This window comes from Ketobacter sp. GenoA1 (assembly GCF_003671475.1).
In the GTDB taxonomy this organism is placed as follows: Bacteria; Pseudomonadota; Gammaproteobacteria; order Pseudomonadales; family Ketobacteraceae; genus Ketobacter.
The window spans coordinates 30,148-53,069 of the sequence record NZ_RCHM01000045.1; the positions used below are offsets into that span (position 1 = coordinate 30,148).

Here is a 22,922-nt window from a genome sequence, read left to right on the forward strand (position 1 = left end):
GCTCAGCTTACTTCAATGAGCTGAACCGTGCCATCCGGCAGTACTTCCGTCATGTGACCTTCGGGCTCCTCGATAAACTGCACCAGCAGGAACACCAAACCGGCGCAACCGGCGATCACCATAAAGAAAGTGGAGGCATCCACAAACGACAGCACAGTCAGGAAAGTCACCGCACCCACATTACCATAGGCACCCGCCATACCGGCAATTTGTCCGGTCATGCGGCGCTGTACCAGGGGCACCATGGCAAACACTGCGCCTTCACCGGCCTGCACGAAGAAAGAGCAACACATGGTGGCAACCACGGCAACCCAGATCCACCAGCTGCCATCGATCTGACTCAGCACCAGGTAACCTACCGCCAGCCCGGCCACCAGAATGCTCATGGTTTTCTTACGGCCAAACTTGTCGCTGATCCAGCCACCACCAGGGCGCGCCGCCAGGTTCATAAAGGCAAAACCGGATGCCAGTAAGCCCGCCTTAACCGCATCCAGGCCAAAGGTATCCATAAAGAACAGGGGCAACATGGACACCACCGCCAGCTCTGAACCGAAGGTTACAAAATACGCCCAGTCCAGTACCGCCACCTGCTTGAATTTATAGCCTTCCGGTTGCGGTTGGGGGTCAGTAAACAAGTGGCTGTTCACTTTGTAGATCTGGGTGACCTGGAAGACAAACAACGCAACCAGGCCCACCCACAACGCAACCGCCGCGCCACCGCTCAACAGTTTCAGATTGTCCGGGCCCAGTTTCCAGGTCAGCACGGCCAGGGCTATGTACATGGGCACATTCATGGCCAGATAGAAGAAGAAATCTTTCTTGGTGGTTACCTCCAGGCCGCCGGATTTTTTCGGCTTGAAATAGGTGGAACCTTTCGGTGTGTTACGTGCTTTAAAATAAAAGAACACGCCGTACACCAGCGCCAGTGCACCGGTGCAGGCCACCGCATAACGCCAGCCTTCCGGCCCACCGAACAGCAGGGCGATGGTGGGCAGTGTCATGGCGGCGGCAGCCGAACCAAAGTTACCCCAACCGCCGTACACGCCTTCCGCCAATCCCACCTGCTTGGCGGGGAACCATTCACCCACCAAACGGATACCAATCACAAAACCGGCACCCACAAAGCCCAGCATAAACCGGCTCAGAGCCAGCATTTCATAACTGGTGGAAGAGGCAAACAAAAAGCAGATAAAGGATGAAGCGACCAGCAGCCCGCTGAAAACATGGCGTGGGCCAAACTTATCCACCAGGATTCCAATGACAATGCGCGCCGGGATGGTGAGGGCAACGTTCAGAATCATCAGTGCCTTAACCTGTTGCTGGGACAGATCAAAGGTTTCCTTGATGGCTGCCAACAGTGGCGCATGGCTGAACCAGACAACGAAAGTGATGAAGAACGCCACCCACGTCAGGTGCAGGGTACGAATACTGGGATTGCTAAAATCCAGCAGATTCAATTTACCGCTATTCATTGGAATCTCCTTAAAAAATGACGATCCCAACAAAGCAATGGGCATGCCATCCCCAGAAAAGCGCACAAAAAAAGCCATGCCGCTACTATTTTGGGTCTCTTTTTCAGGAAAACCATCAAAAATGCATCATATAAGAACGCATTTATCTTTTTGATGCACGCAGACAGCACACTAAACCAATTCGCTAACAGGTAATAACGCACCACACAAAAACACTTTCCGAAGCACCCCATCCCATAACGGTGCATTTTTATCAATAACCCCCTGTTTGCTCATGCCCGCCAAACGCTGGCATAGGGCTTGCTAACTTCATAAGCAAGAACCCCATTTCTGTAAAGGCGGTGCCCTGTGAGTACGACCCCTACAGCATTCAACACCCAAGGCAGCAAACCCAAACTGGTATTCGTAGGTAACGGTATGGCGGGAACACGAACCCTGGAGGAGCTGCTGGCCATTCATTCCGAAAAGTACGAGATCAGCGTGATCGGCGAGGAAAATTTTGGCAACTACAATCGCATCATGCTGTCACCGGTGCTGGCGGGCGAAAAAACCATAGACAACATCATGCTCAATGATGAAGCCTGGTATCGGCAAAACAACATTACCTTTTATAAGGGCGAGCGCGCCATCCGCATCGACCGCAACAAGCGCCGGGTAATGACCACCGGCAACCGAGAGATTCCCTACGACCGCCTGGTACTGGCCACCGGCTCGGTCCCGGTTCGCATTCCGGTTCCCGGCCATGATCTGAAAAACGTACTGACTTTCCGCCACATCAACGACGTCAATACCATGCTGGAACTGAGCGGCCGCAAACAGCACGCTGCTGTCATCGGGGGCGGGCTGCTGGGCCTGGAGGCGGCCAACGGCTTGCGCAAGCAAGGCATGAAGGTGACTGTGGTCCATGCGTTCGACTCTCTACTCAACCGGCAACTGGACAAGACCGCCGCCCGGCTCCTGCAACAATCCCTGGAGGAGAAAGGCATTGAGTTTGTGATGGGGGCCATGACTGCCGCCATCGAAGGCAACGAGCAAGGTGAAGTGGAGCGGTTGCAGTTCAAGGACGGCACCCATCTCGATGTGGATATGGTGGTCATGGCAACCGGTGTCAAACCCAATATCGAACTGGCCAAAAACAGCGGCCTACAGTGCGACCGCGGCATTCTGGTAAACGACGTCCTGCAAACCTTTGACCCGGCCATTTACGCCGTTGGTGAGTGCATTCAGCACCGGGGGCAATTGTTTGGCCTGGTGGCCCCTACCTACGAACAGGCCCGGGTTTGCGCCAACCACCTGGCGGAAATGGGCATTGCCCGCTATATACAAACGGCACAGGCCACCCAGCTCAAGATCACCGGGATACACGCTTTTTCCGCCGGGGTCTTCGACAATGCCGAAGGCGGTGAAGAGATCACCTTCTTCGACCAGGCCATGGGGCACTACAAAAAGCTGGTCATCAAAGACAATACCCTGGTGGGCGCGGTGCTCTACGGAGACACGCAGGACGGCGGCTGGTTCTTTGAATTGATTCAACAACAAACCGACATCAGCGCCATTCGGGATCAACTGATTTTTGGCAAAGATTTCTGTACCGGCGCGCAACAGGATCCGGAGCATCTGCCGGAAGCCGCCTGACCGACCAACATGGCTATTGAACCAATGCTAAATAGAAGTACCTGCGCTTACTGCGGAGTGGGTTGCGGCATAGAGATACACACTGACCCGGACGGCAGTACCCGCGTTCAGGGTGATGCCGACCACCCTGCCAATTTCGGTAAATTGTGCGCCAAAGGGTCTACCCTGGCGCACACCCTGACCCACGAGGGCCGCCTGCTTCACCCCATGATTCACGGCCTGCGTGCCAGCTGGGATCAGGCCACAACATACGTCGCCGGCGAGCTGCACCGTATCACCCGCGAGCACGGTGCCGATGCCGTGGCTTTTTACGTGTCCGGCCAGTTGCTGACCGAAGACTACTACGTTGCCAACAAGCTGATGAAAGGCTTTATCGGCAGCGCCAACATCGACACCAACTCCCGCTTATGCATGTCGTCCGCGGTGGCCGCCTACAAACGGGCGTTCGGTGAAGACTGCGTGCCCGCCAGTTACGCGGACCTGGAACTGGCCGACCTGATCGTGCTCACCGGTTCCAACACCGCCTGGTGCCATCCGATCCTGTTTCAACGCATCAAAGCCGCCAAACAGAAGCGTCCGCAGATGAAGGTGGTGGTCATTGACCCCCGGCGCACCGCCACCTGTGAAATCGCCGATCTGCATTTACCGCTGATTCCTGGCAGCGACGTTGCTCTGTTCAACGGCCTGCTGAGCTATCTGGACGAACAGGGCAAAACCGATCGCGACTACATAGAACGACACTGCGAAGGCTTTGCAGCCGCCCTGGACAGCGCCCGCGCCGATGCCGCCACCCTGCAGCAAGTGGCCCGGCGCTGCGATCTCAAAGAGCAGGACGTCGCCACCTTCTATGCATGGTTTGCTGCCACCGAACGCACCCTGACCTGCTTTTCCCAAGGCATCAACCAATCCTCCCAGGGCACCGACAAAGGTAACGCCATCATCAATTGTCACCTGGCCACGGGGCGGGTCGGCAAGCCCGGCGCATCACCTTTTTCCCTCACCGGCCAGCCCAATGCCATGGGTGGCCGTGAAGTGGGCGGCCTTGCCAACCAACTGGCGGCGCACATGGATTTCACCACCGCCGAGCGGGACAAAGTAAGTGCTTTCTGGCAGACCGACACGTTGGCGCAACAACCGGGCCTGAAAGCGGTGGATCTGTTTGATGCCGTCGCAGCCGGGCGCGTGAAAGCAATCTGGGTAATGGGTACCAACCCCGCGGTGAGCCTGCCCAACGCCGGCAAGGTAGTGCAAGCACTTAACAAGGCGGAGCTGGTCATCGTATCCGACTGCATCGCGCACACCGACACCAGCCAGTACGCCCACGTGCTGCTGCCGGCGGCAGGCTGGGGGGAAAAGGACGGCACCGTCACCAATTCCGAGCGCTGCATCTCACGCCAGCGGGGCAGCCTGCAACCGGCCGGCGAAGCGCGTCAGGACTGGCGCATTCTGACCGACGTTGCCCACGCCATGGGATTCGGCACCCACTTTCCCTACCGCACGGCCGCCGACATTTTTCGCGAGCACGCCCGTCTGACCAGCCTCAACCGCCACACCCCGCGCAAGCTGGACCTGGGCGACCTGGCAGACCTCACCGAGGCACAGTACAACAACCTGCAGCCACAGCAATGGCCAGCCACCGGGGAGCAGGATCCCCAGCGCCTGTACGCCGACGGCAACTTCAGCACACCCAACGGCAAAGCCCAGTTCGTGGCCACGCAATGTCGCGGAGTCCGCCACCCGGTCAGCGCCCGTTGGCCGCTGTCGCTGAACACCGGACGCATCCGGGATCAGTGGCACACCATGACCCGAACGGCACTGGCCCCGCCACTCAACGCGCACAAACCAGAGCCTTTTGTGGAAATTCATCCGGACACCGCCGCCACCTACCAGGTGCTGGACAACCAGTTGGCGCGCATCGAATCCCAATGGGGCAGCGCCATCATGAAGGTCAACGTGACCGACAGCGTGCGCCGCGGTGAACTGTTCGTCCCCATGCACTGGAACGATCAATGGGCCCGCGGCGCCCGCATCGGTGAATTGGTGAACCCGGTGGTGGACCCCATCTCCGGCCAACCGGAATCCAAGCACACCCCCTGCAGCATTGCACCCTGGCTGCCGCAGTGGCGCGCGCTGATGCTGTCCCGCAAGAACCTGCCTTTACCCCAGTGCGATTACGCCGCCAAAGTACGCGGCCAGCACTTTTATCGCTATGAGTTATGCGGCCAGGGCACACTGGAGAGCCTGGCGGAAACCGCCAGGCAATTCGCTGCGATGGCGTCTGAGCCTGCCATTGAATACCTGGATACCCCCCGCCACAGTTTTCGCTGTGCCTGGATTAACGATAGCGGCCTGCACACCTGCATTTACATCGGCCCGGGGAACACCAGCACCATCGCCAGCGCCGATCGCAACTGGCTCGCCAGCCTGTTTGAAAAGCAAAGCCTCAACACCATGGAGCGCAAGGCCCTGCTCTCGGGAAGAAGCCCGGCCGGTGTAGAGGACTGCGGCCGCACCATCTGCGCCTGTTTCGGGGTGGGCGAGAACACCATCCGCAAAGCCATCCAGAAATATGGCCTGACCGATGCCGCGGCGGTGGGAAAGCACCTGAAAGCCGGCACCAACTGCGGGTCCTGCGTGTCGGAAATCAAAGCCCTCCTGCAGGGCTGAACACAGTTTAAGCAGGTAGAGCCCCCTGCCAGGAGCCCCCTGCCAGGGCTGCCTTCCACTGCCACCTGCACCACCATAATGACCCCGTTACCCGATGCAGGCACAAGCCTGCATCACCCTTTTCCCACTCCCCAAAGCGCATTTTATTCACGAAATTGACTGTTAATTTTTGCACCACCAATAAACACAAACTCCGCCTAAGCGCATCATTTAAGAGCCTTTTTTTAAAAACCTCACCCCTCACTTAGCACTTATTTGGTGCTCGCCGTGGTGCACGGCGATTCATGATGATGCATATTGGTTTTTTTGCGCTGTTTTTATCCGCTTTTCTGTGTTTTCAGCGCTTTTTAGGCACCACTCAGATAATTGGCATGTTAGCTGCTTTATCAGTTTCGAGAGTTAACACTATCGGGCCACGCCGGGAGTATCGCCCCGGCCAAAAGCAGTGAGATAGAGCGGAGTCCATCGTGAGCAAGCAAAAGTTAGTCGTTATCGGAAACGGCATGGTAGGCCAAAAATTTCTGGAGCAGTTTGCAGCCAAAGAGCAAGCGTCCAACTTTCAAATCACCACATTCTGTGAAGAGCCACGGGCCGCCTATGACCGTGTTCATCTTTCAGAATACTTCAGTGGCAAAACGGCAGAAGACCTGTCGCTGGTAGCAGAAGGATTTTTCGAAACCAGCCAGGTGGACATCCGACTGGGTGACAAAGCCGTTGCCATTGACCGTAACAATAAGGAAGTGAAGTCTGCCAAAGGCGACCTCATTCCCTATGACAAGCTCGTGCTCGCCACGGGATCCTATCCGTTTGTACCTCCTATTCCAGGCAAGGATCGCCCCGAATGTCTGGTTTACCGAACCATTGAAGACCTGGAAGCCATTAAAGCCACCGCAGCCAAAAGTCGCGTTGGTGTGGTCGTCGGGGGCGGTCTGCTCGGTCTGGAAGCGGCAAAAGCGTTGAAAGACCTCGGATTGGAAACCCATGTGGTGGAATTTGCTCCGCGCCTGATGGCGGTGCAGATTGATGAAGGCGGCGGCAAAATGCTGCGCGCCAAAATCGAAGAACTGGGTGTGCAGGTTCACACCGGCAAAAACACCCGGGAAATCGTCGATGGCGACGACTGCACACTGCGCATGAACTTTGCCGACGAAAGCCATCTGGAAACAGACCTGATTCTGTTCTCTGCCGGTATTCGTCCCCAGGATGAACTGGCCCGCCAGGCAGACCTGGCCATGGGTGAACGCGGTGGAATCACCATCAACAATTACTGCCAAACCTCCGATGAGGACATCTTTGCCATTGGTGAGTGTGCCCTGTGGAACAACCGTATCTTTGGTCTGGTGGCGCCCGGCTATCAGATGTCCCAGGTGGCTGCCGACGCCATCAGCGGCGAGTTCAGCTCCGAGTTCCTGGGCGCCGACATGAGCACCAAGCTCAAGTTGATGGGTGTGGACGTTGCCAGTATCGGTGATGCCCATGGCATGACCAAAGGCGCGCAAAGCTATATTTATACCGATGAACACAATCAGGTTTATAAGAAGATTGTGGTCAGCGAAGACGGCAAGTATCTGCTGGGGGCTGTGTTGGTGGGCGAGGCCGAGGAATACGGCACCCTGTTGCAGATGATGCTCAACGACATCGAGCTGCCGGAATTCCCCGACACATTGATCCTGCCTCAACGGGGTGATTCCGCCGCCCCGGCCATGGGTGTGGACAAACTGCCGGACAGCGCGCAGATCTGTTCCTGCAACAACGTCAGCAAAGGTGATCTGTGTTGCGCCGTACAGGGCGGCATCACCGAGCTGGGCGAGTTGAAATCCACCACCAAAGCGGCCACCAGTTGTGGCGGCTGCTCAGCGCTGGTGGGCCAGGTACTGAACGCCGAACTGGAAAAGCTCGGCATTGAAGTGAAAAAAGATCTGTGCGAGCACTTCCCCTATTCCCGCCAGGAGCTGTATCACCTGGTGCGGGTGGACGGCATTCGCTCCTTTGAAGAGCTGATCAGCAAACACGGTAAGGGCAAGGGCTGCGATATTTGCAAGCCCACCACCGCCTCCATACTGGCGTCCTGCTGGAACGACCATATTATTGAGCCGGCCCTGGCAGGACTGCAGGATACCAACGACTACTTCATGGCCAACATGCAGAAGGACGGCACCTACTCAGTGGTACCCCGCGTACCCGGTGGTGAGATCACCCCCGACGGCCTGATTGCCATTGGCGAGATCGGTAAGAAATACAACCTGTACACCAAGATCACCGGCGGTCAACGGATCGACCTGTTTGGTGCCCAATCCCATGAGCTGCCTCTGATCTGGAAGGAACTGATCGATGCCGGTTTTGAAAGCGGACACGCCTACGGCAAATCCATGCGTACCGTTAAAAGCTGTGTCGGTTCCACCTGGTGCCGTTATGGGGTTCAGGACAGTGTGGGCATGGCGATTCTGGTGGAACAGCGCTATCGCGGTATCCGTTCGCCCCACAAGGTAAAGCTGGCGGTCTCCGGCTGCACCCGTGAGTGTGCCGAAGCCCAGAGCAAAGACATCGGCGTTATTGCCACCGAGAAAGGCTGGAACCTGTACCTGTGTGGTAACGGTGGCATGAAGCCACGCCACGCCGATCTGTTTGCCTCGGACCTGGATGACGAAACCCTGCTCAAGTACATCGATCGTTTTTTCATGTTCTACATCAAGACCGCCGATCGACTGCAGCGCACCTCCGTCTGGATGGATAACCTGGAGGGCGGCCTGGACTACCTGAGAGACGTGGTCATCAACGATTCCCTGGGCATTGCCGCAGAGTTGGAAGCACAAATGAATCACCTGGTGGATACCTATCAGTGCGAATGGAAAACCACCATAGAAGATCCAGAGAAGATGAAGCGGTTCCGTCACTTTGTTAACTCTGATGAGAAAGACAGCAATGTTGTATTCGTCAAGGAACGCGGCCAGATACGGCCGGCCCGTGATGACGAAAAACGCATTGAAACTGTTGCCGTGTAATCACCAAGCGTACCAACATCAACACCGAGAGGATCACAGCATGAACGCAAAAGCAGAACTGTCCTGGGTGCCCGTGTGCGAACTGGATGACTTACTGACCAACGTCGGCGTGTGCGCCAAAGTTGCCGACCGCCAGGTAGCCATATTCAAGATTGCAGATCAGGGTAAGACCACTCTGTACGCCATCGACAACCACGACCCCTTCAGCAAGGCCAACGTCCTTTCCCGGGGTATTGTGGGCGACCTGAAAGGTCATAACGTGGTGGCATCACCCATTTACAAGCAGCATTTTTGTCTTGAAACCGGCAAATGCCTGGAGGAAGACACGCAGATCCCGGTGTACAAAGTACGCGAAAACGCCGGAAAAGTTGAAGTGTTTCTGGGCTGAGCAAACGCCTGGAAACCTGCACCGAATCAGGTTGGGGTGATTGGCCTTACCTCGACCTGGTACGCCTCGTTCTTGCCAAATTGTGAGGCGTTGCTTGACTCAGCCCCCTCGGGGACTGGCTCAAGGTTGGACAGCAGCATGCGTTCGATCCGCAGTATCGATCGGACAATGGGAATATAGCGATACCGAACTCCCCTTTATACCCTTGAAGGTAGTTCCCATATGCTGCTGGACCAACCACCTAACCACCTTGAACCCTCTCCGGAGCCCGGCTCTGTTGCCGCAGCTGATACAACAACGTACGCCGCGACTCCAGCATGGAATCCAGCACCTCAACATCCCGCGCGGCCAACATCTTGCGCGCCCGCACACGCTCCAGCAGCGCGATTTCCTGTTGCAACCGCTCCATCAGATCAACCCTCACAATGCAGTGACACCTGGGCGTCATAGGTATCGGCATCCACCAGCTGATGAACAATGAACCCGAACTCATCGCACCATTGCACCACATACTGCTCAGGGTCCGAGATCAGCTGGCTGTGATAGCGATTCATGGCGTCCCGGCAGGTCTGGTAAGTGCCTTGCAACAATACCTCATCCTCCCCCACCACATACTCCCTCACCAACTGGAATACATCACCGTACGGTTCACCTCTCTGCTTACGACGAATCCGGCAATTGAAAACGCTTACTTTCTTCATGATGTTGCCTCCAACAGATGCATTTAGTAACAAAAAATGTGGTTCTGTAGAGGTAGACGGGGGCGGCCCGGGGGAAGTCACATGGGAAACGCGAACTGGTACTATTCACACTTTGAGGCAGGGCTTAATACAGAAAACGGGGCACGCCCTGCATGCCCCGTTCGTTTTTTGTACGATCCAATGGGTTATTTATTCAACGGTGCTCACAAAACCATCGGGCTTAAGCGCCAGCACGGAACACTGGACTTCCGCTAAAATGGACTCTGCGGTGTTGCCGATCAGGAATCCTTTTATCCCGGTGCGGCAGACGGTTCCCATGCTGATCAGATCAATCTGGTTTTCCTCCACATACAGCGGTAACACATCCCGGGGATTACCCAGCAGGGTTTTCAACAGAACCCCATCGGCACTGCCGCAGACATCTTCCGTGAGCTTAAGCAGTTTGGATTTTGCACTGGCTACCAGGTCGCGCTCCATCTCATCGAGCATACTGGCACTGCCTACCCCCCAGGAGGACAACATCGGCTCGCCAATGGGTTGTTGGGCATAAACCACATGCAGTTCTGCTGCGTCCCGTTGCGCCAGGGCATGGGCATGACTGAGCACTTTTCGGTTGAGGGCGTCAGAATCAGGCTTGGAGGCAAACACATCCACTGCCGCCACCACTTTGCGGGGGTGTTCGTTGTCGCGCACGCAGAGCACGGTACAGGGGCATTTGCGCAGCACGTGTTTGGTGGTGCTGCCCATAAAGCGCTTGTGACCGGGCTTATGGGATACCGCATCCAGAATCAACAGATCGTGCCCGCCGCTTTTTACCTGTCTGACGATCTCGACAAAGGGTATACCCTGCCTCACCACACAATCCACATTGGGGTATTGCTGTTGCAACTGGGTTACCCGCTGCTGCAGGGCCGCCTGTTGCTTATCGAACATCTCCTTTTTCAGATCCTGGGGTACCTTGGTGGTCAACCAGTTTTCGTATTCCTTTTCAATCTCCTCCACCACCCCCAGCAGGGTCAGTGAGGCGTTATACGACTTGGCCACAGCCACCGCATGCTGAACGGTTTCCTCATTCACATAGCGATGGGGAACCGCCATCAGAATACGACCGTAAGTCACCATATCCGTGTTCTCCAGATACCAATGGTTTGATTAGAATACTGGAAACGTTATGCCATATTTTGATCAAGCGCAATCAGAGAGTCGGTTTTCATAGACCTCAAAACTGGTTTCGTTACGCCAGTAAACCCTGTAGTGGTCTTCCTGGCAGGACAGATAACGATAGTAGCGGTCAATGGAAGAGCGACAGGCGTAGTAGCACCCTTCCGACAACACATCGCTTTCCCCATCAATAAACTGTCGCACCACATGAAAAGGTTCCCAATCCGACTCAACCTGGCGGGCAGCCTTCTCCATGGAACAGATGAAAATGGCGTCGGTGTGCATAGGGGTTTCTCCTGCTGGGTCTTATTATTCCAAGCGGGTACGCTGGGCGTTTGTACCACAATATGAAATTCAGACGGGATTAGCGCAGGAAAAGTCACAATTTTTTTACTGTGAATCCGGTTTCTGACCGATGAACGGCCTTATTCGTAATGCTGCTTTAATTTTTCCAATGCACGCTGATAACGCATTTTTACTGCACTCAGGTTCATGTTGACGATGTCGGCGATTTCCTGATATTCCAGCTCGGCAATGGCACGGTACACCACGATGGTTTTGTCCTCCTGCCCCAGTTTGCTGATCCACCGGTCCAGCCGCATGCCCATCACATCGCGCTCCACATCATGCTGCTCCGTTGCAAGATGATCATCTTCATTCACCGCCTCCAGCGGCAGCTGCACCTTGCGCTTGCGCAGGCAGGTCATGGATTCGTTGTGGGCTATGCGATACAACCAGGTTTTGAAACTGGATTCCCCTTTGAAGCGCGCCAGGCCATGAAACACCTTCAGCATCACTTCGTGCACCACTTCTTCGGCATCCTCAACGGAATTCAGGTAACGGGTACAGGTACGGATCAGGGCATCCTGGTAACGACGCATCAGCACTTCGTAGGCCAGGGTCACATGGGGCAGCTGGCGCCGGGCGATGGCCACCAGTTGCTGATCGCTTTTCTCAGCCAGCTGAGCGCGGGAAGGCCGCTTGTTGGCGACAGGTCTGTTCATGACTGGGCCCGGTGGGTGCTGGTGCCGGCTCAGTCTTCGTCTTCAGACCAGGATTGGAATTTGAAACTGCTGTTGATCAACTGTTGATTGGGGACCGACAGGCACTCACCCTGCTCGTTTTCCAGTACGGTGTTTACCGTACCCACGGACACCACCACCCCCTTGAAATCCCCCACGGTAACTTCATCGCCGGGCTGCAGCTGTTCACGCATGTAGACACCGGAAATAATGTTATTGGAGACACTGCGGGTGCCCAGCCCCAGCGAAATGGCGGCCGCCGCCCCCAGGGAGCCCAACACAATGGCGAACACAATGTTGAGCATCTGGGTCTCGATCTCCAGTTGCCCCACCGCCAGCGAAAACGTGGTCACGAAAATAATGATTTGCGCCAGGCGCGCCACCGACGAGGCATATTCCATACCCATTTTGTTGACCGCGGTATGAATGCTCTGTTTCACCACATGGGCGATGAACATACCCACCAGAATGACAAACAGTGCCCCCAGTACTTTGGGCAGATAGAGAATGAAATCATCCAGGATCACGGTAATCCGATTCAGCCCCAGGGTTTCCGCTGCGCTCAGGGTGACAATCAACAGGATGAAGAAATAGAGGAACTTGGCCAGAATCTCACTGGGGCGTTTCTCCATACCGGCCTTGGCCATGGATTCCGTAATTCCGATACGTTGGCACAAGCTGTCCAGGCCAATCTTACCGAGCAACTTCCCCGACCAACGGGACAACAGTTTTGCCAACAGCACCCCCACCACCAGGATCACGATGGTGGCCACCAGGTTGGGCAGGAACGCCGCTATCTTGTTCCAGAAGCTGGCAGTGGCATTAATAATATTCTGGGTCCATTGCTCGATGTCCACGGATTATTCCCCCTGTTCCGTTATGCGCAAAGATTATTGATCGGCTGATGTTGCCTGATTTTTTCGCGGCCCCGGACGCCGCTTTACCGGTGGATGGCGGCGTTGCCCGGCACTGTACATGGAAGCGCCGAAGCCGGCGAACAAAAGCCAGATCCAGCTCATGAAAAAACTGAACAGATCCCGGGTTGCGGTTTGTTGCTTGGCCCGGGATAAGACCCGGCGCAATGACTGGTCGGGGTCGAATGCCCGGGTGTCGGTGGCGGCAGACTGCTGCAGCAGTGCCTGGAGTTCTTGTTCGTTGGGTTGCGGTGTGTCGTCCTGCTCTTTACTCATTTCTGCATCTACCATCCCGTCTTGGTTCTGGAGTCTATCATTAAGCCTGGTGGCATTCACTTGGCTTTTAGACGCAGTCACATGATATAAAGTCACAATAAAAAATGAATTCGGGAACCCGCCGCTGACAACATGAAAGCCCTTAAAACCCTGCTTACCCTGTATCTGCTGCTGATCGCGGCGGCCGCTGTTGCCGACTGTGCCGCGCTGGAATCCCAGCTGTCCCGCCAAAACCGTGCCTTAGAGCACCTGGAGCAGCAACGCCAGGCCCTGGATAACCTGCTGCAGGGGCAAATCAACAACGATTTCGTGCTCACTGAAGCCGTGGACGCGCCCCTGGATATGGGCCTTGAAGTGCTGGAGGCCCGGCGTTCACTGCAGCGTGAACAACACCAGTTGGACTCCGAAGACACCCCCGCCGTACCGCAAGCCTTTGCCGACTGTCCGGACCAGAGCACGCGCTGGCTGGGGCAGGAGAAACAGATCCGCTCCCTGCGCCAGGTGGTCAACAAACTGCAGTTGCAGCTTTATGAGCTGCCGCGCGCCTCCCGGCTGGCGCTGGTGCGGGAAGCCACCCAGTGGCAGACCCTGAACACCCTGTCTGCCACCGTGCAATCCTGGGCGGACAATCACCCGGAGCACCCCGAAGTACAGAGTCTGCAACGGGAAATTCTGGCCTGGATCGAATACTGGCGCAGCTCTACCCGCATCTGGTTAAGCCAGCTGGTGGCCAACCAGCCGCAGAGCACCGCATCCAATGAAGTGTGGCGCGAAACCCTGCAGGTTCCCCACCCCCAGCAGGCCATCGACTGGAGTATTCCCATCCGGCTGGGGGCCGATGTGGATCTGCTGGGCTGGCTGGATACCCTGGAGGAAGCCCACCGTGCCCTGCTGCGGGAATCGGGCAAGTGGCGCAATCAGCATATCTGGGCCCTGGGCTGGGGCAATTTTCTGCATGAGCTGAGCCAGCCACAGCGATTCGCACTGCAACTGGCCACCGAAATCCGCAGCGCCCCCACCAACCTGATCGACGCAATCACCCGCCCCTTCATCCGCGATTACCGGCGGGCGGTTAAACAGGAAAAGCGGGGGGAAATGCTCGCCAGCTGGTTCCTGCAGGGCCTGGCTTTGGTGGCCATCATGTCGGCCATACTGAAGCTGGCCGCAGTGACGCCACAGTTTCTGTCGCACGCCCAGCAACGCCTGCTCAGTACCCTGAAGCATCGCGGGCTGATCCAGTTCAATGCGGCGGTACTCTGGTTTATCAAACCCAATGCCCCCTGGTTTATGGTGTTGGTGTGTGCCAACACCATTGCCGAATTTTTACCGGACCGCTGGATCATTCTGCACTGGCTTGCCCCCATCGGCAGCCTCTATGCCGCGTTCAGGGCCGTGCGGGTAATCGTGGAATGGGTGATCGCCCGCTCCTTTACCCGCTCCGGCCAGTTTGTTTCCAGTCACACAGCCCAACAACAAACCCATGATGCCCAGCGGGTTTCCTGGCTGGTCCTGCTCTGCATACTGGGCTGGACCCTGGTGAAAGGCACCGGCGGCGGCTACCTGATGTTTTTCATCATCCTGCTCATCGCCCTGCTGCTGTGGGCAACCCTGCTGTGGCTGATGCTGCGCTACCGGGACTCCGTATCCCGTTTTCTGCTTTACGCTGCCGGTAGAGGCACCGCTAAAAAACTCGATCCGCAAACTGCCCAACGCTGGTGGATGCTGCCCATCTGGCCGTTATTGTTCGTGCTGGCACACTTAAGCGACGTGGTGATTCATTTGCACCAGAAGCTGCTGTTTTTTGATACCTATCGCTCCGTCTCCGTCAAACTCATGCGCATTCGCCTGGCCGCTGAAGCCAAAGACGAAGAGTCAGCGGAAGGCGATGACAGCCTGCCGGATGAAAGCTATTCCGACTGGATGCTGCGCAACAATAAAGCCTGGATCGACGCCTTTGACATCAGCACCGTGCTGAAACCCATTCAGGATTGGAACAATGAAAAATCTGACGATAACGTACTGCTGATCGTCGGCGATCAGGGCAGCGGTAAAACCGCTCTGATCAACCGGCTCAGCAGCGTATGGGAAGAAACACCGCTAAGCGTATTGAATATTCCCGCCAAAACCACCGATCCGGATGCCATTCTGCCTCTGATCGGTGAGCACCTGTGTATCGCCGACCTGAAAAGCGTGGTGGAGTTGGTGAAACTGGATGAAAGCCTGGAGCCCCAGATCATCGTACTGGACAACACCCACAACCTGTTCCTGTCGGAAGTGGGTTGCCTGGATGCCTATCGCACCCTGAATCAGTGCCTGAACGCGCACCTGCACAACATTTTCTGGGTGGTGGTCATGCATGCCCCCAGTTGGACTTACCTGAGCTGTGTATTTAACCGGGAACTACGCTTCAGTCATATCTTTAAAATGCCGCGCTGGTCACCGTCGGACATCCGCAAACTGATCCTGTCGCGACATCAGGGCAGCCGGCGCCGCATTCATTACGATGAACTGCTGCTGTCCGCCTCCGCCGGCAACGAGTCCAGCAGTGTGCGTGCCGCCAATTCCCGGGTGTTCAATATTCTGTGGGAGCAAAGTGGTGGCATTCCGCAAGTGGCGGTGCATTTATGGCTGTCTGCTGCCCGCAGCAAGGATAAACTGGTGGAATTGGGGGTACCCAGCAAGCCCGCCGGCAATGCCCTGAAAACACTGAAAGACGATCTGTGTTTTGTCTACGCCGCGATCGTCATCCACAAATCCCTCACCAGTGAAGAGATCATCAAGGTTACACACTTTCCCGACGCCATCGTACGCCACGCCCTGAAACAAGGCCTCAATCTGGGTCTGCTTTGGCGTGATGACAATCAGCGTTACCGCATTCAACCGGCCTGGCAAGGCACGCTCAGCAGCTTTCTGGCCAGCAAAAACCTGCTATGGGATATCTAGATGGATAATCAGACTCTGGAAGAACTGGCTGCCTTCAGCGAACTGCTGGATTTCAATAAAATCTTTATGCTGGTGGCAGCTGCCACGTTTCTCTGGCTGGCCAATGATTTGCTGCGCCGCTTCAGTCAGAAGTTGATGGAAAAAATTCCCTCGCGCCGCTTTCTGATTCTGCAGACGTCCACCCTCATCACCTTTTTGTGGTACTTCGGCGGTGCCTACTGGATGATTGTCGGCATACTGCAACCGCCCAATGAAATGCTGCTGGCTCTGGGAGGCAGCGCCGCGGTTGCCGTGGGGTTTGCCTTGAAAGATGTGGCGGCGTCCATCATCGCCGGTTTGATTCTATTGTTCGATCGGCCGTTTCAGGTGGGCGACCGTGTCAGTTTTGGCGACACCTACGGTGAGATCGTCAGCATCGGTTTACGCTCGGTGCGGCTCAGTACACTGGATGACAATCTGGTCACCATCCCCAATAGCCGTTTCATTACAGAGGTGGTGTCATCGGGCAATGCCGGCGCCCTGGATATGATGGTGGTATGTGATTTTCATGTGGCACTGGATGCGGATCTGGAGCTGGCCCAATCGCTGATACACGAAGCCATCGTGACCAGCCGCTTCGTCTATCTGAAAAAACCCGTTACCTTCGCCATTAACGAAGTGGTCATCGCAGAACGGCTGGCCATTCAGATTCGCGCCAAATCCTATGTGCTGGATGTGCATTACGAGAAAGCCTACCAGTCGGACATTGTGGTGCGGGTATCACGCTTGTTCGTGGAACATGACATCGCCCGCCCGCAACGCAACAACATAACGTTGGCAAACGCCAGTTAGCCGGGGTCAGCTCAGCAGTGTTTTCTCGTGCCACTGCGAACAGTACTGCGCCCGTTCCATGCCGATCTGAATCAGCTCGTCCAGCAAGTCACGGTAGCGATCAAGGTTGCGGCTGCGAATACTGCTTTGCCGTTCGATCTCTGTCAGTTGCTTCTGTACCAGCGTATATCGATCGGAAAATACATTTAAACCGGAACGAAAATCTGAATTGGCCATGTCTTGATACCCCCTTCCAAGCTCGCATGTGTCGATGCAGTGGTCTGCACTATTGCAGATTGCCCACCACCCACACAATCCCCCGGCCCGAACATGGAGGGCGTTATTGGAAGCATTAAGGTGAATCCGGACATAAACCATGGCGGCGGGTGCGATCGATTATCGACCACACCCGTTCAATTCAGAAGAAATAACCTGCAAAAACCGGCAGTTAGAGGCTGTCACAAAAGCGTCATGTTCAGACCTGAATTACATGTTCATTTGTTACTATTCTGTTTCAATATGTAAACGCACAACCTGCCGGCACTTAACTCATCACCTGCAACGGGCCGCCTTTTTCAATGGCCTTCTGGAAAGCCGGGCGCTGCTGCATCCGCTCCAGATAACGCTGAATATTGGGATACTGAGCGGGGATATCTTCCCGCGCTGCGGCCGCCAGTAAAGGAAAGCTCATCTGGAAATCCGCTGCGGAAAGCGTCTCATCCACAAACCAGGTTTTGCCTTGCAGATGATCATTGATATAGGCCAGCGTATTATCGATGTTGGGCTGTAGAAAGCTGCTCATTACCTTGTTGACGATCTGCCCGGCCACCGGCTTGACGAAGAATGGCATCGGTGCCCGTTTGATCTGACTGAACACCAGTTTCATCACCAGAAACGGCATGGCGGTGCCTTCGGCAAAGTGGCTCCAATAGGTACCCTGCAGCCAGGCCTCGCTGCCCACGTCAAACTTCATACTGTCGGGCCCATAGTGGTGAATGAGGTATTCAGTGATGGCACCGGACTCGGCGATGGTCTTACCGGCATCGGTGATGACCGGCGACTTGCCCAACGGATGCACCGCTTTCAGGCTGGCCGGGGCCAGCATGGTTTTCTTGTCACGCTGGTAATTCTTAATTTCATAAGGTACCGCCAGCTCCTCCAGCAGCCAGAGAACCCGCTGTGAACGAGAATTTTCCAGATGATGAACAATGATCATAGATGCTCCCGGTATTTCAGTGAGTGCTAACGCTAACGTTAAAAGTGCAACCAGACAAGCATCCGCGGCGGCGATTCCTAATTATTTTAGACCCTTTCAAGCCCCACTCAGGGCCCAGGCCATACCGGTATCGTGCAGGTAGGCGCGGAGCGGGGCTTCAGGTATAATGCGCCCACTTTTTTCACCTCATCCATTCACTTAGACAGAGAAAGGTTTAATCATGGGCTTTAATTCCGTTCCCGCCGGGAAAGACATCCCCAACGAAATCTACGTTGCCATTGAAATCCCCGCCAACAGCTCACCCATCAAGTACGAAATCGATAAGGACAGCGATTGCGTATTTGTTGATCGATTCATGGCCACACCCATGTTCTATCCCGCCAACTACGGCTATGTTCCCAATAGCCTGGGTGAAGATGGTGACCCACTGGATGTCCTGGTGGTGACCCCCTACCCGGTGGTTCCCGGATCCGTTATCCGTGCCCGTCCGGTGGGCGTACTGAACATGTCCGATGAAGCGGGTTCCGACGCCAAAATCCTGGCCGTTCCCCACGACAAGCTGACGGCGCTGTACCAGGACGTAAAAGAATACTCCGATTTGCCTGAACTGCTGATCAAGCAAATCGAGCACTTCTTCGAGAATTACAAGGATCTGGAGCCCGGCAAATGGGTGAAAGTGGATGGCTGGGCCGGTGTGGAAGAAGCCAAAGCCGCCATCCAGAAAGCGGTGGATGCAGTCAAGTAAGCTGAGCCTGCACTGACACCCGAGAAAAGGGCCCAAGAGGGCCCTTTTTTATTTCATCATGGTGCGGAATCCCATCCACTTGGCCACCATGGCGTTTAACCCATCCAGGTCCACCGGCTTGGTCATAAAATCATTCATTCCCGCCTGAAAACACGCGGCCATATCATCTTCACCATTACCGGTCAGTGCAATCACCGGCACCCGGGCATAATGCTCCAACAAGCGCAGGCGCCGGGTGGTCTCCATACCGCTCAATCCGGGCATCTGGCAGTCCATAAAAACAAGATCAAAACGCTCCTGGCGGGCGGCAGCCAAGGCAGCCGCGCCATTTTCCGCGCAGGTCGTCTCCAGTCCGCGTCGTGCCAGCATTTTCCGCAACAACATGCAGTTCACCCGATCATCATCCACCACCAGCACCCGGGCAAAATGTTGCTTCACCCCTGTTGCAACCGGTTCAACTGTCGCCGGCGCCTCCTGCCGCGCGGACGGCAGGCATATCTCCACCTTAAAAACCGATCCTTTACCCAACCTGCTGGACACATCAATGGCACCCTGCATCAGTTCAGCCAGCTGTTTGCTGATATAGAGCCCAAGCCCGGTGCCGCCATAGGAACGGCTGACAGAAGCATCCGCCTGTTCGTACACGGAGAACAGGTGCGGCAAGCGATCCTGGGGAATGCCGGGGCCGGTATCTGTGACGGTGATGCCAATGCGGTTCAGCCCCGCTGCCGGGGCGTCATCAAGAAGTGCGACCTGCAGGCTCACCGCCCCCTGCTGGGTAAACTTCAAAGCGTTACTTAACAGGTTGTAGAGAATCTGCCGCACCCGCACCGGATCCCCTAATACCAGATCCGGAACATCGTGCTCAATGTGACTCTGGAACTGGACACCCGCGGGAACCTGCGGTTGTAGAAACGTGGTAATGTCCCGCACCAGGCTATGCAGGGAAAACGCGATGGACTCCAGTTCGATCTTACCGGCCTCGCCCTTGGACAGATCCAGAATGTCGTTCACCAGCGCCAGCAGGTGGTCACCGGAATCACGAATCAGCCGTACCTGCTCCAACTGTTCGTCACCCAATTCGCTGAGTTCCAGCAACTGGCAAAAGCCCAGAATACTGTTCAAAGGCGTGCGCAGGTCATGGCTCATCTGAGCGAAGAACAGACTCTTGGCTTCATGTAATTCGGAGGCCACTTCTTCCCGTAATGCCGCCTGCCGCGCCTGCACCCGATAGCGGTAATTACGTAGCCCGGCTACCAGACAGGACAACAGTTTTACGTTATCCAGTTCGGTCTTGGTGCGGTAATCGTTAATACCGTATTCCAGAATAACTTTCAGTTCCGGAGCAAAACCGGGTTGGCCAGTGCGCAGTATCAACTGTATTTCATCGTTGCGCTGAACGTCGCGAATGAAGCGAACCAGCTCCAGCCCCGCATTATCCGATTCCATAACCACATCAATGAATGCCACCGCGATATCAGAGTGCTGCTCCAACACCTTGCGTGCCTGCTCTGCCGAACGGGCCGGAAGCAGTTCGATGGCGCGCCCCTCAAATTTGAACGATGCCAGTACCAGCCGGGTAACCGACACCACATCTTCCTCATCATCCACCACCAACACTTTCCAGCGCGGCGCCTCTTCCAAGGGTGTCAGCAGGTCTTGTTCATCGTTGGCGAACAAGGGAGAGTCCAGTGAGGCGTTTGACGGTACCATCAGCGTGCACCTGCAATCGGAATATCCATTGGCCCGACATCACTGCGCACCGGAAAACGCAAACGGAAGTGCACACCCGGTTGCCGCTCCGGCTCCAGGGTTACCGTACCGCCCAGCACCCGGGTTACCAGGTTATACAGTATATGGGTGCCCAGACCACTGCCGCCCTTGTGCCGGGCAGTGGTGACAAAGGGATCGAAAATCCGGTCCCGGATAGCAGCAGGAATACCTTTGCCGTTGTCCATGTAATCAAACACCAATTCATCGCCGGTTTGCTGCATCTTCAGTTCAATGCGGCCTTGCTCAGTTTCATCAAAACCGTGCAACAGGGAGTTCATGATCAGATTGGTGACAATCTGAGACAATGCACCCGGAGAACTGAAGATGGTCAAATCCTCCGCCACATTCACGATTACTTCATGGCGGGTACGTTTTAATTTCGGCTTCAACGACATCAATACATTTTCAATATACTCCTTCACATTGAACACCCGCATATCGTCCGAGGACTGATCCACCGCCACCATTTTGAAACTCTTGACCAACGCAGCAGAACGTTCCAGGTTCTTGCTGATCATCTGTACCGTCTCGGTCATTTCCGCCACTGAATCAGCAAACTGACGCTTGGTAAGACTGCCGTCCAGAAAGCGCTGTTGTAATTCGCCAAGGGATTGAGTGAGATGCGACGCCGCCGTAATCCCCACACCAATCGGAGTATTGATTTCATGGGCCACTCCCGCCACCAGACTCCCCAGGGATGCCATTTTTTCCTGCTCCACCAGTTTGCCCTGAGTTTCACGCAAGTCTTCCACCGTTTTACGCAACACCGCCATACTGTTTTGCAACTCCACGGTACGCTCATCCACGATGCGCTCCAGATTCTGGTTCAGTTGCAGAATTTCCCGTTCCTTTTGCATACGCTGGCGGTCAAATTCCTCAATCGTATCCAGCATGGCATTGAATGAAACAACCAGATCGCCCACTTCATCTTCAGAATCCGACTTGGCCCGCGTTCCATAATCCTGGGTCTGCGCCACCAGTTGCGTAACCTGGCCCAGATCCTGTATAGGCTTGAGGATGGCGCGCCGGGAGGCCACGGCAAGATAGCCGGCAATGAACAATGCCACAATCACCGCCACAGTCACATAGATCAGGGTTTCTTGAAAATGTGTCTCAATGTTGGACTGAGATACCACCAACCGCACATAGCCGACGGTTGCCCCGGAAGACCGCACCGGACTGACGGCAATCAAATAGGAACCAACCCGCTCAACCTGCGTTCTGTCGGTCCGGTTGAGTTGTATATCACTTAGTAGGGTTTGATCACCATAATGGGCAAAGAGACTTTCACTGCCATCAGCAGGATCAACCGAAAAAATCGTCGCCGCCAACACATCCGGTGACTGCTGCAGAATCTCCAGCAATCCCTGCGCCATGTCTTCCCGTTCGAACACCAGGGCCGGCTGCACCATTTCCCCCAGCATGACAGAGTCGGTGCGGGCATGATCGCTGGCGATCTGCATAAAATGCGAAGCAGAGTTAAACAGCAGGGGCAATGAAATAAGCAACACACTGAGCCCCGCCACACTCAGCACGCTGAAGAAAATCTTTTGGCCAAAATTGAGCGTCACCATCCTGTCACCTCGGCCTGGCCACAGACAACAGAGGGGCGGCCACCTGCAATCCACTGCTGCGCAACTGTTCACGGTTAACATAGATCACCAGTCGTCGCCCTTCCAATGCCAACTCAAACAACGCGGTGCCGTTGGCTTGCACCGACGGTGCAGAAACCCATATAACCGGTGTGCCATGGGGTTGCTCAGCGACGTCCGGGATGGCCTGATTGTGGACCGGCTCCAGCAAATAAACCAGTTGGCAGGGGGAAAAATCTGCAGCGGAAACCAGGCGATCAGCGCTCAGCTGAATCACCACCACAGGAAGTCCATTGATAGTGCGTTTGCCGACGGCATCGCGGATAAAACGGGACACTTCCTCGGCCGGCTCCACCACGCAAACCGTGAAATGCTCAAAGTGGGTGCCGTCGGGCCAACTGACGAGGCTGGCTATCTTATAGATATAAGCGGCCTGCACTTCGTTATAAGTCAATTTATCAATAACTTGTGCGTTACCCGTATTCAACACACCGGCAAACAGCAGGCAAATCCCGAACCACCAGAATGCCCCTGCTACCCGCCTGGCATTAGTGCAGTACTTCATGGTCCGCTGACATCCTGTGCATGTACGCCTCTACCACCCT

General features: G+C 55.5%; 20 protein-coding genes. 7 read left to right on the plus strand and 13 right to left on the minus strand.

Annotated features, from left to right (window positions below; genetic code table 11):
* Window positions 1-2 precede the first annotated feature (2 nt).
* The gene (locus D9N13_RS20750; RefSeq protein WP_290593882.1) at window positions 3-1,472 is read right to left on the minus strand and encodes a NarK family nitrate/nitrite MFS transporter; all 1,470 of its coding nucleotides are present in this window, start codon (window positions 1,470-1,472) and stop codon (window positions 3-5) included.
* 348 nt (window positions 1,473-1,820) lie between these two features.
* On the opposite strand from D9N13_RS20750, the gene D9N13_RS20755 reads away from it, so the two are divergent.
* The 4 genes from D9N13_RS20755 to nirD all read left to right on the plus strand — a co-directional run bounded on the left by D9N13_RS20755 (window position 1,821) and on the right by nirD (window position 9,164).
* Window positions 1,821-3,107: an NAD(P)/FAD-dependent oxidoreductase gene (locus tag D9N13_RS20755; RefSeq protein WP_290593883.1), complete on the plus strand. Its 1,287-nt coding sequence runs from the start codon at window positions 1,821-1,823 to the stop codon at window positions 3,105-3,107.
* 24 nt (window positions 3,108-3,131) lie between these two features.
* On the plus strand, window positions 3,132-5,774 hold the full coding sequence (locus D9N13_RS20760; protein ID WP_290593884.1) for a nitrate reductase: 2,643 nt from the start codon (window positions 3,132-3,134) through the stop codon (window positions 5,772-5,774).
* A 467-nt stretch (window positions 5,775-6,241) separates the two neighbouring features.
* A complete protein-coding gene (nirB, locus tag D9N13_RS20765) occupies window positions 6,242-8,776 on the plus strand; it encodes a nitrite reductase large subunit NirB (protein ID WP_290593885.1) in 2,535 nt (844 codons plus the stop codon).
* A gap of 40 nt (window positions 8,777-8,816) precedes the next feature.
* The gene (gene nirD, locus D9N13_RS20770) at window positions 8,817-9,164 is read left to right on the plus strand and encodes a nitrite reductase small subunit NirD (protein ID WP_290593886.1); all 348 of its coding nucleotides are present in this window, start codon (window positions 8,817-8,819) and stop codon (window positions 9,162-9,164) included.
* A 241-nt stretch (window positions 9,165-9,405) separates the two neighbouring features.
* Here the strand turns inward: nirD and D9N13_RS20775 are convergent, their stop codons facing one another.
* From D9N13_RS20775 to D9N13_RS20805, 7 genes are all read right to left on the minus strand, one after another.
* Window positions 9,406-9,588: a hypothetical protein gene (locus D9N13_RS20775; RefSeq protein WP_290593887.1), complete on the minus strand. Its 183-nt coding sequence runs from the start codon at window positions 9,586-9,588 to the stop codon at window positions 9,406-9,408.
* Entirely contained in the window at window positions 9,578-9,865 is a 288-nt protein-coding gene (locus D9N13_RS20780; protein ID WP_290593888.1) for a hypothetical protein, read from the minus strand. The genes D9N13_RS20775 and D9N13_RS20780 overlap by 11 nt, the downstream gene beginning before the upstream one ends.
* A 189-nt stretch (window positions 9,866-10,054) precedes the next feature.
* Complete coding sequence (locus tag D9N13_RS20785; protein WP_290593889.1) at window positions 10,055-10,987, minus strand: universal stress protein; 933 nt, start codon at window positions 10,985-10,987, stop codon at window positions 10,055-10,057.
* A 63-nt stretch (window positions 10,988-11,050) separates the two neighbouring features.
* Window positions 11,051-11,311, minus strand: a complete 261-nt coding sequence (locus D9N13_RS20790; RefSeq protein WP_290593890.1) for a hypothetical protein — start codon at window positions 11,309-11,311, stop codon at window positions 11,051-11,053.
* Window positions 11,312-11,451: 140 nt separating this feature from the next.
* Window positions 11,452-12,030 (minus strand): sigma-70 family RNA polymerase sigma factor, encoded by a 579-nt coding sequence (locus D9N13_RS20795; RefSeq protein ID WP_290593891.1) that lies wholly within the window; start codon window positions 12,028-12,030, stop codon window positions 11,452-11,454.
* A gap of 29 nt (window positions 12,031-12,059) precedes the next feature.
* Complete coding sequence (locus D9N13_RS20800; RefSeq protein WP_290593892.1) at window positions 12,060-12,905, minus strand: mechanosensitive ion channel family protein; 846 nt, start codon at window positions 12,903-12,905, stop codon at window positions 12,060-12,062.
* Between the two features lie 33 nt (window positions 12,906-12,938).
* Window positions 12,939-13,238, minus strand: a complete 300-nt coding sequence (locus D9N13_RS20805; protein ID WP_290593893.1) for a hypothetical protein — start codon at window positions 13,236-13,238, stop codon at window positions 12,939-12,941.
* A gap of 132 nt (window positions 13,239-13,370) precedes the next feature.
* Between D9N13_RS20805 and D9N13_RS20810 the strand changes: the two genes are divergently transcribed.
* Together D9N13_RS20810 and D9N13_RS20815 are read left to right on the plus strand one after the other, a co-directional pair.
* The gene (locus D9N13_RS20810; protein ID WP_290593894.1) at window positions 13,371-16,181 is read left to right on the plus strand and encodes a GTPase domain-containing protein; all 2,811 of its coding nucleotides are present in this window, start codon (window positions 13,371-13,373) and stop codon (window positions 16,179-16,181) included.
* Complete coding sequence (locus D9N13_RS20815) at window positions 16,182-17,012, plus strand: mechanosensitive ion channel family protein (protein WP_290593895.1); 831 nt, start codon at window positions 16,182-16,184, stop codon at window positions 17,010-17,012. It begins immediately after the preceding gene.
* 6 nt (window positions 17,013-17,018) lie between these two features.
* Here D9N13_RS20815 and D9N13_RS20820 read toward each other — a convergent pair whose 3' ends face one another.
* A complete protein-coding gene (locus tag D9N13_RS20820) occupies window positions 17,019-17,228 on the minus strand; it encodes a hypothetical protein (RefSeq protein WP_290593896.1) in 210 nt (69 codons plus the stop codon).
* Between the two features lie 307 nt (window positions 17,229-17,535).
* Entirely contained in the window at window positions 17,536-18,207 is a 672-nt protein-coding gene (locus D9N13_RS20825) for a glutathione S-transferase (RefSeq protein ID WP_290593897.1), read from the minus strand.
* A gap of 220 nt (window positions 18,208-18,427) precedes the next feature.
* Between D9N13_RS20825 and ppa the strand changes: the two genes are divergently transcribed.
* Window positions 18,428-18,952, plus strand: a complete 525-nt coding sequence (gene ppa, locus D9N13_RS20830) for an inorganic diphosphatase (protein ID WP_290593898.1) — start codon at window positions 18,428-18,430, stop codon at window positions 18,950-18,952.
* A gap of 48 nt (window positions 18,953-19,000) precedes the next feature.
* Here the strand turns inward: ppa and D9N13_RS20835 are convergent, their stop codons facing one another.
* The 3 genes from D9N13_RS20835 to D9N13_RS20845 are packed head-to-tail and all read right to left on the minus strand — an operon-like array spanning window position 19,001 to window position 22,882.
* Complete coding sequence (locus D9N13_RS20835) at window positions 19,001-20,665, minus strand: response regulator (RefSeq protein WP_290593899.1); 1,665 nt, start codon at window positions 20,663-20,665, stop codon at window positions 19,001-19,003.
* On the minus strand, window positions 20,665-22,299 hold the full coding sequence (locus D9N13_RS20840; RefSeq protein ID WP_290593900.1) for an ATP-binding protein: 1,635 nt from the start codon (window positions 22,297-22,299) through the stop codon (window positions 20,665-20,667). Before D9N13_RS20840 ends, D9N13_RS20835 begins: the two co-directional genes overlap by 1 nt.
* 4 nt (window positions 22,300-22,303) lie before the next feature.
* Window positions 22,304-22,882 (minus strand): YfiR family protein, encoded by a 579-nt coding sequence (locus D9N13_RS20845; protein ID WP_290593901.1) that lies wholly within the window; start codon window positions 22,880-22,882, stop codon window positions 22,304-22,306.
* Between the last annotated feature and the right edge of the window lie 40 nt (window positions 22,883-22,922).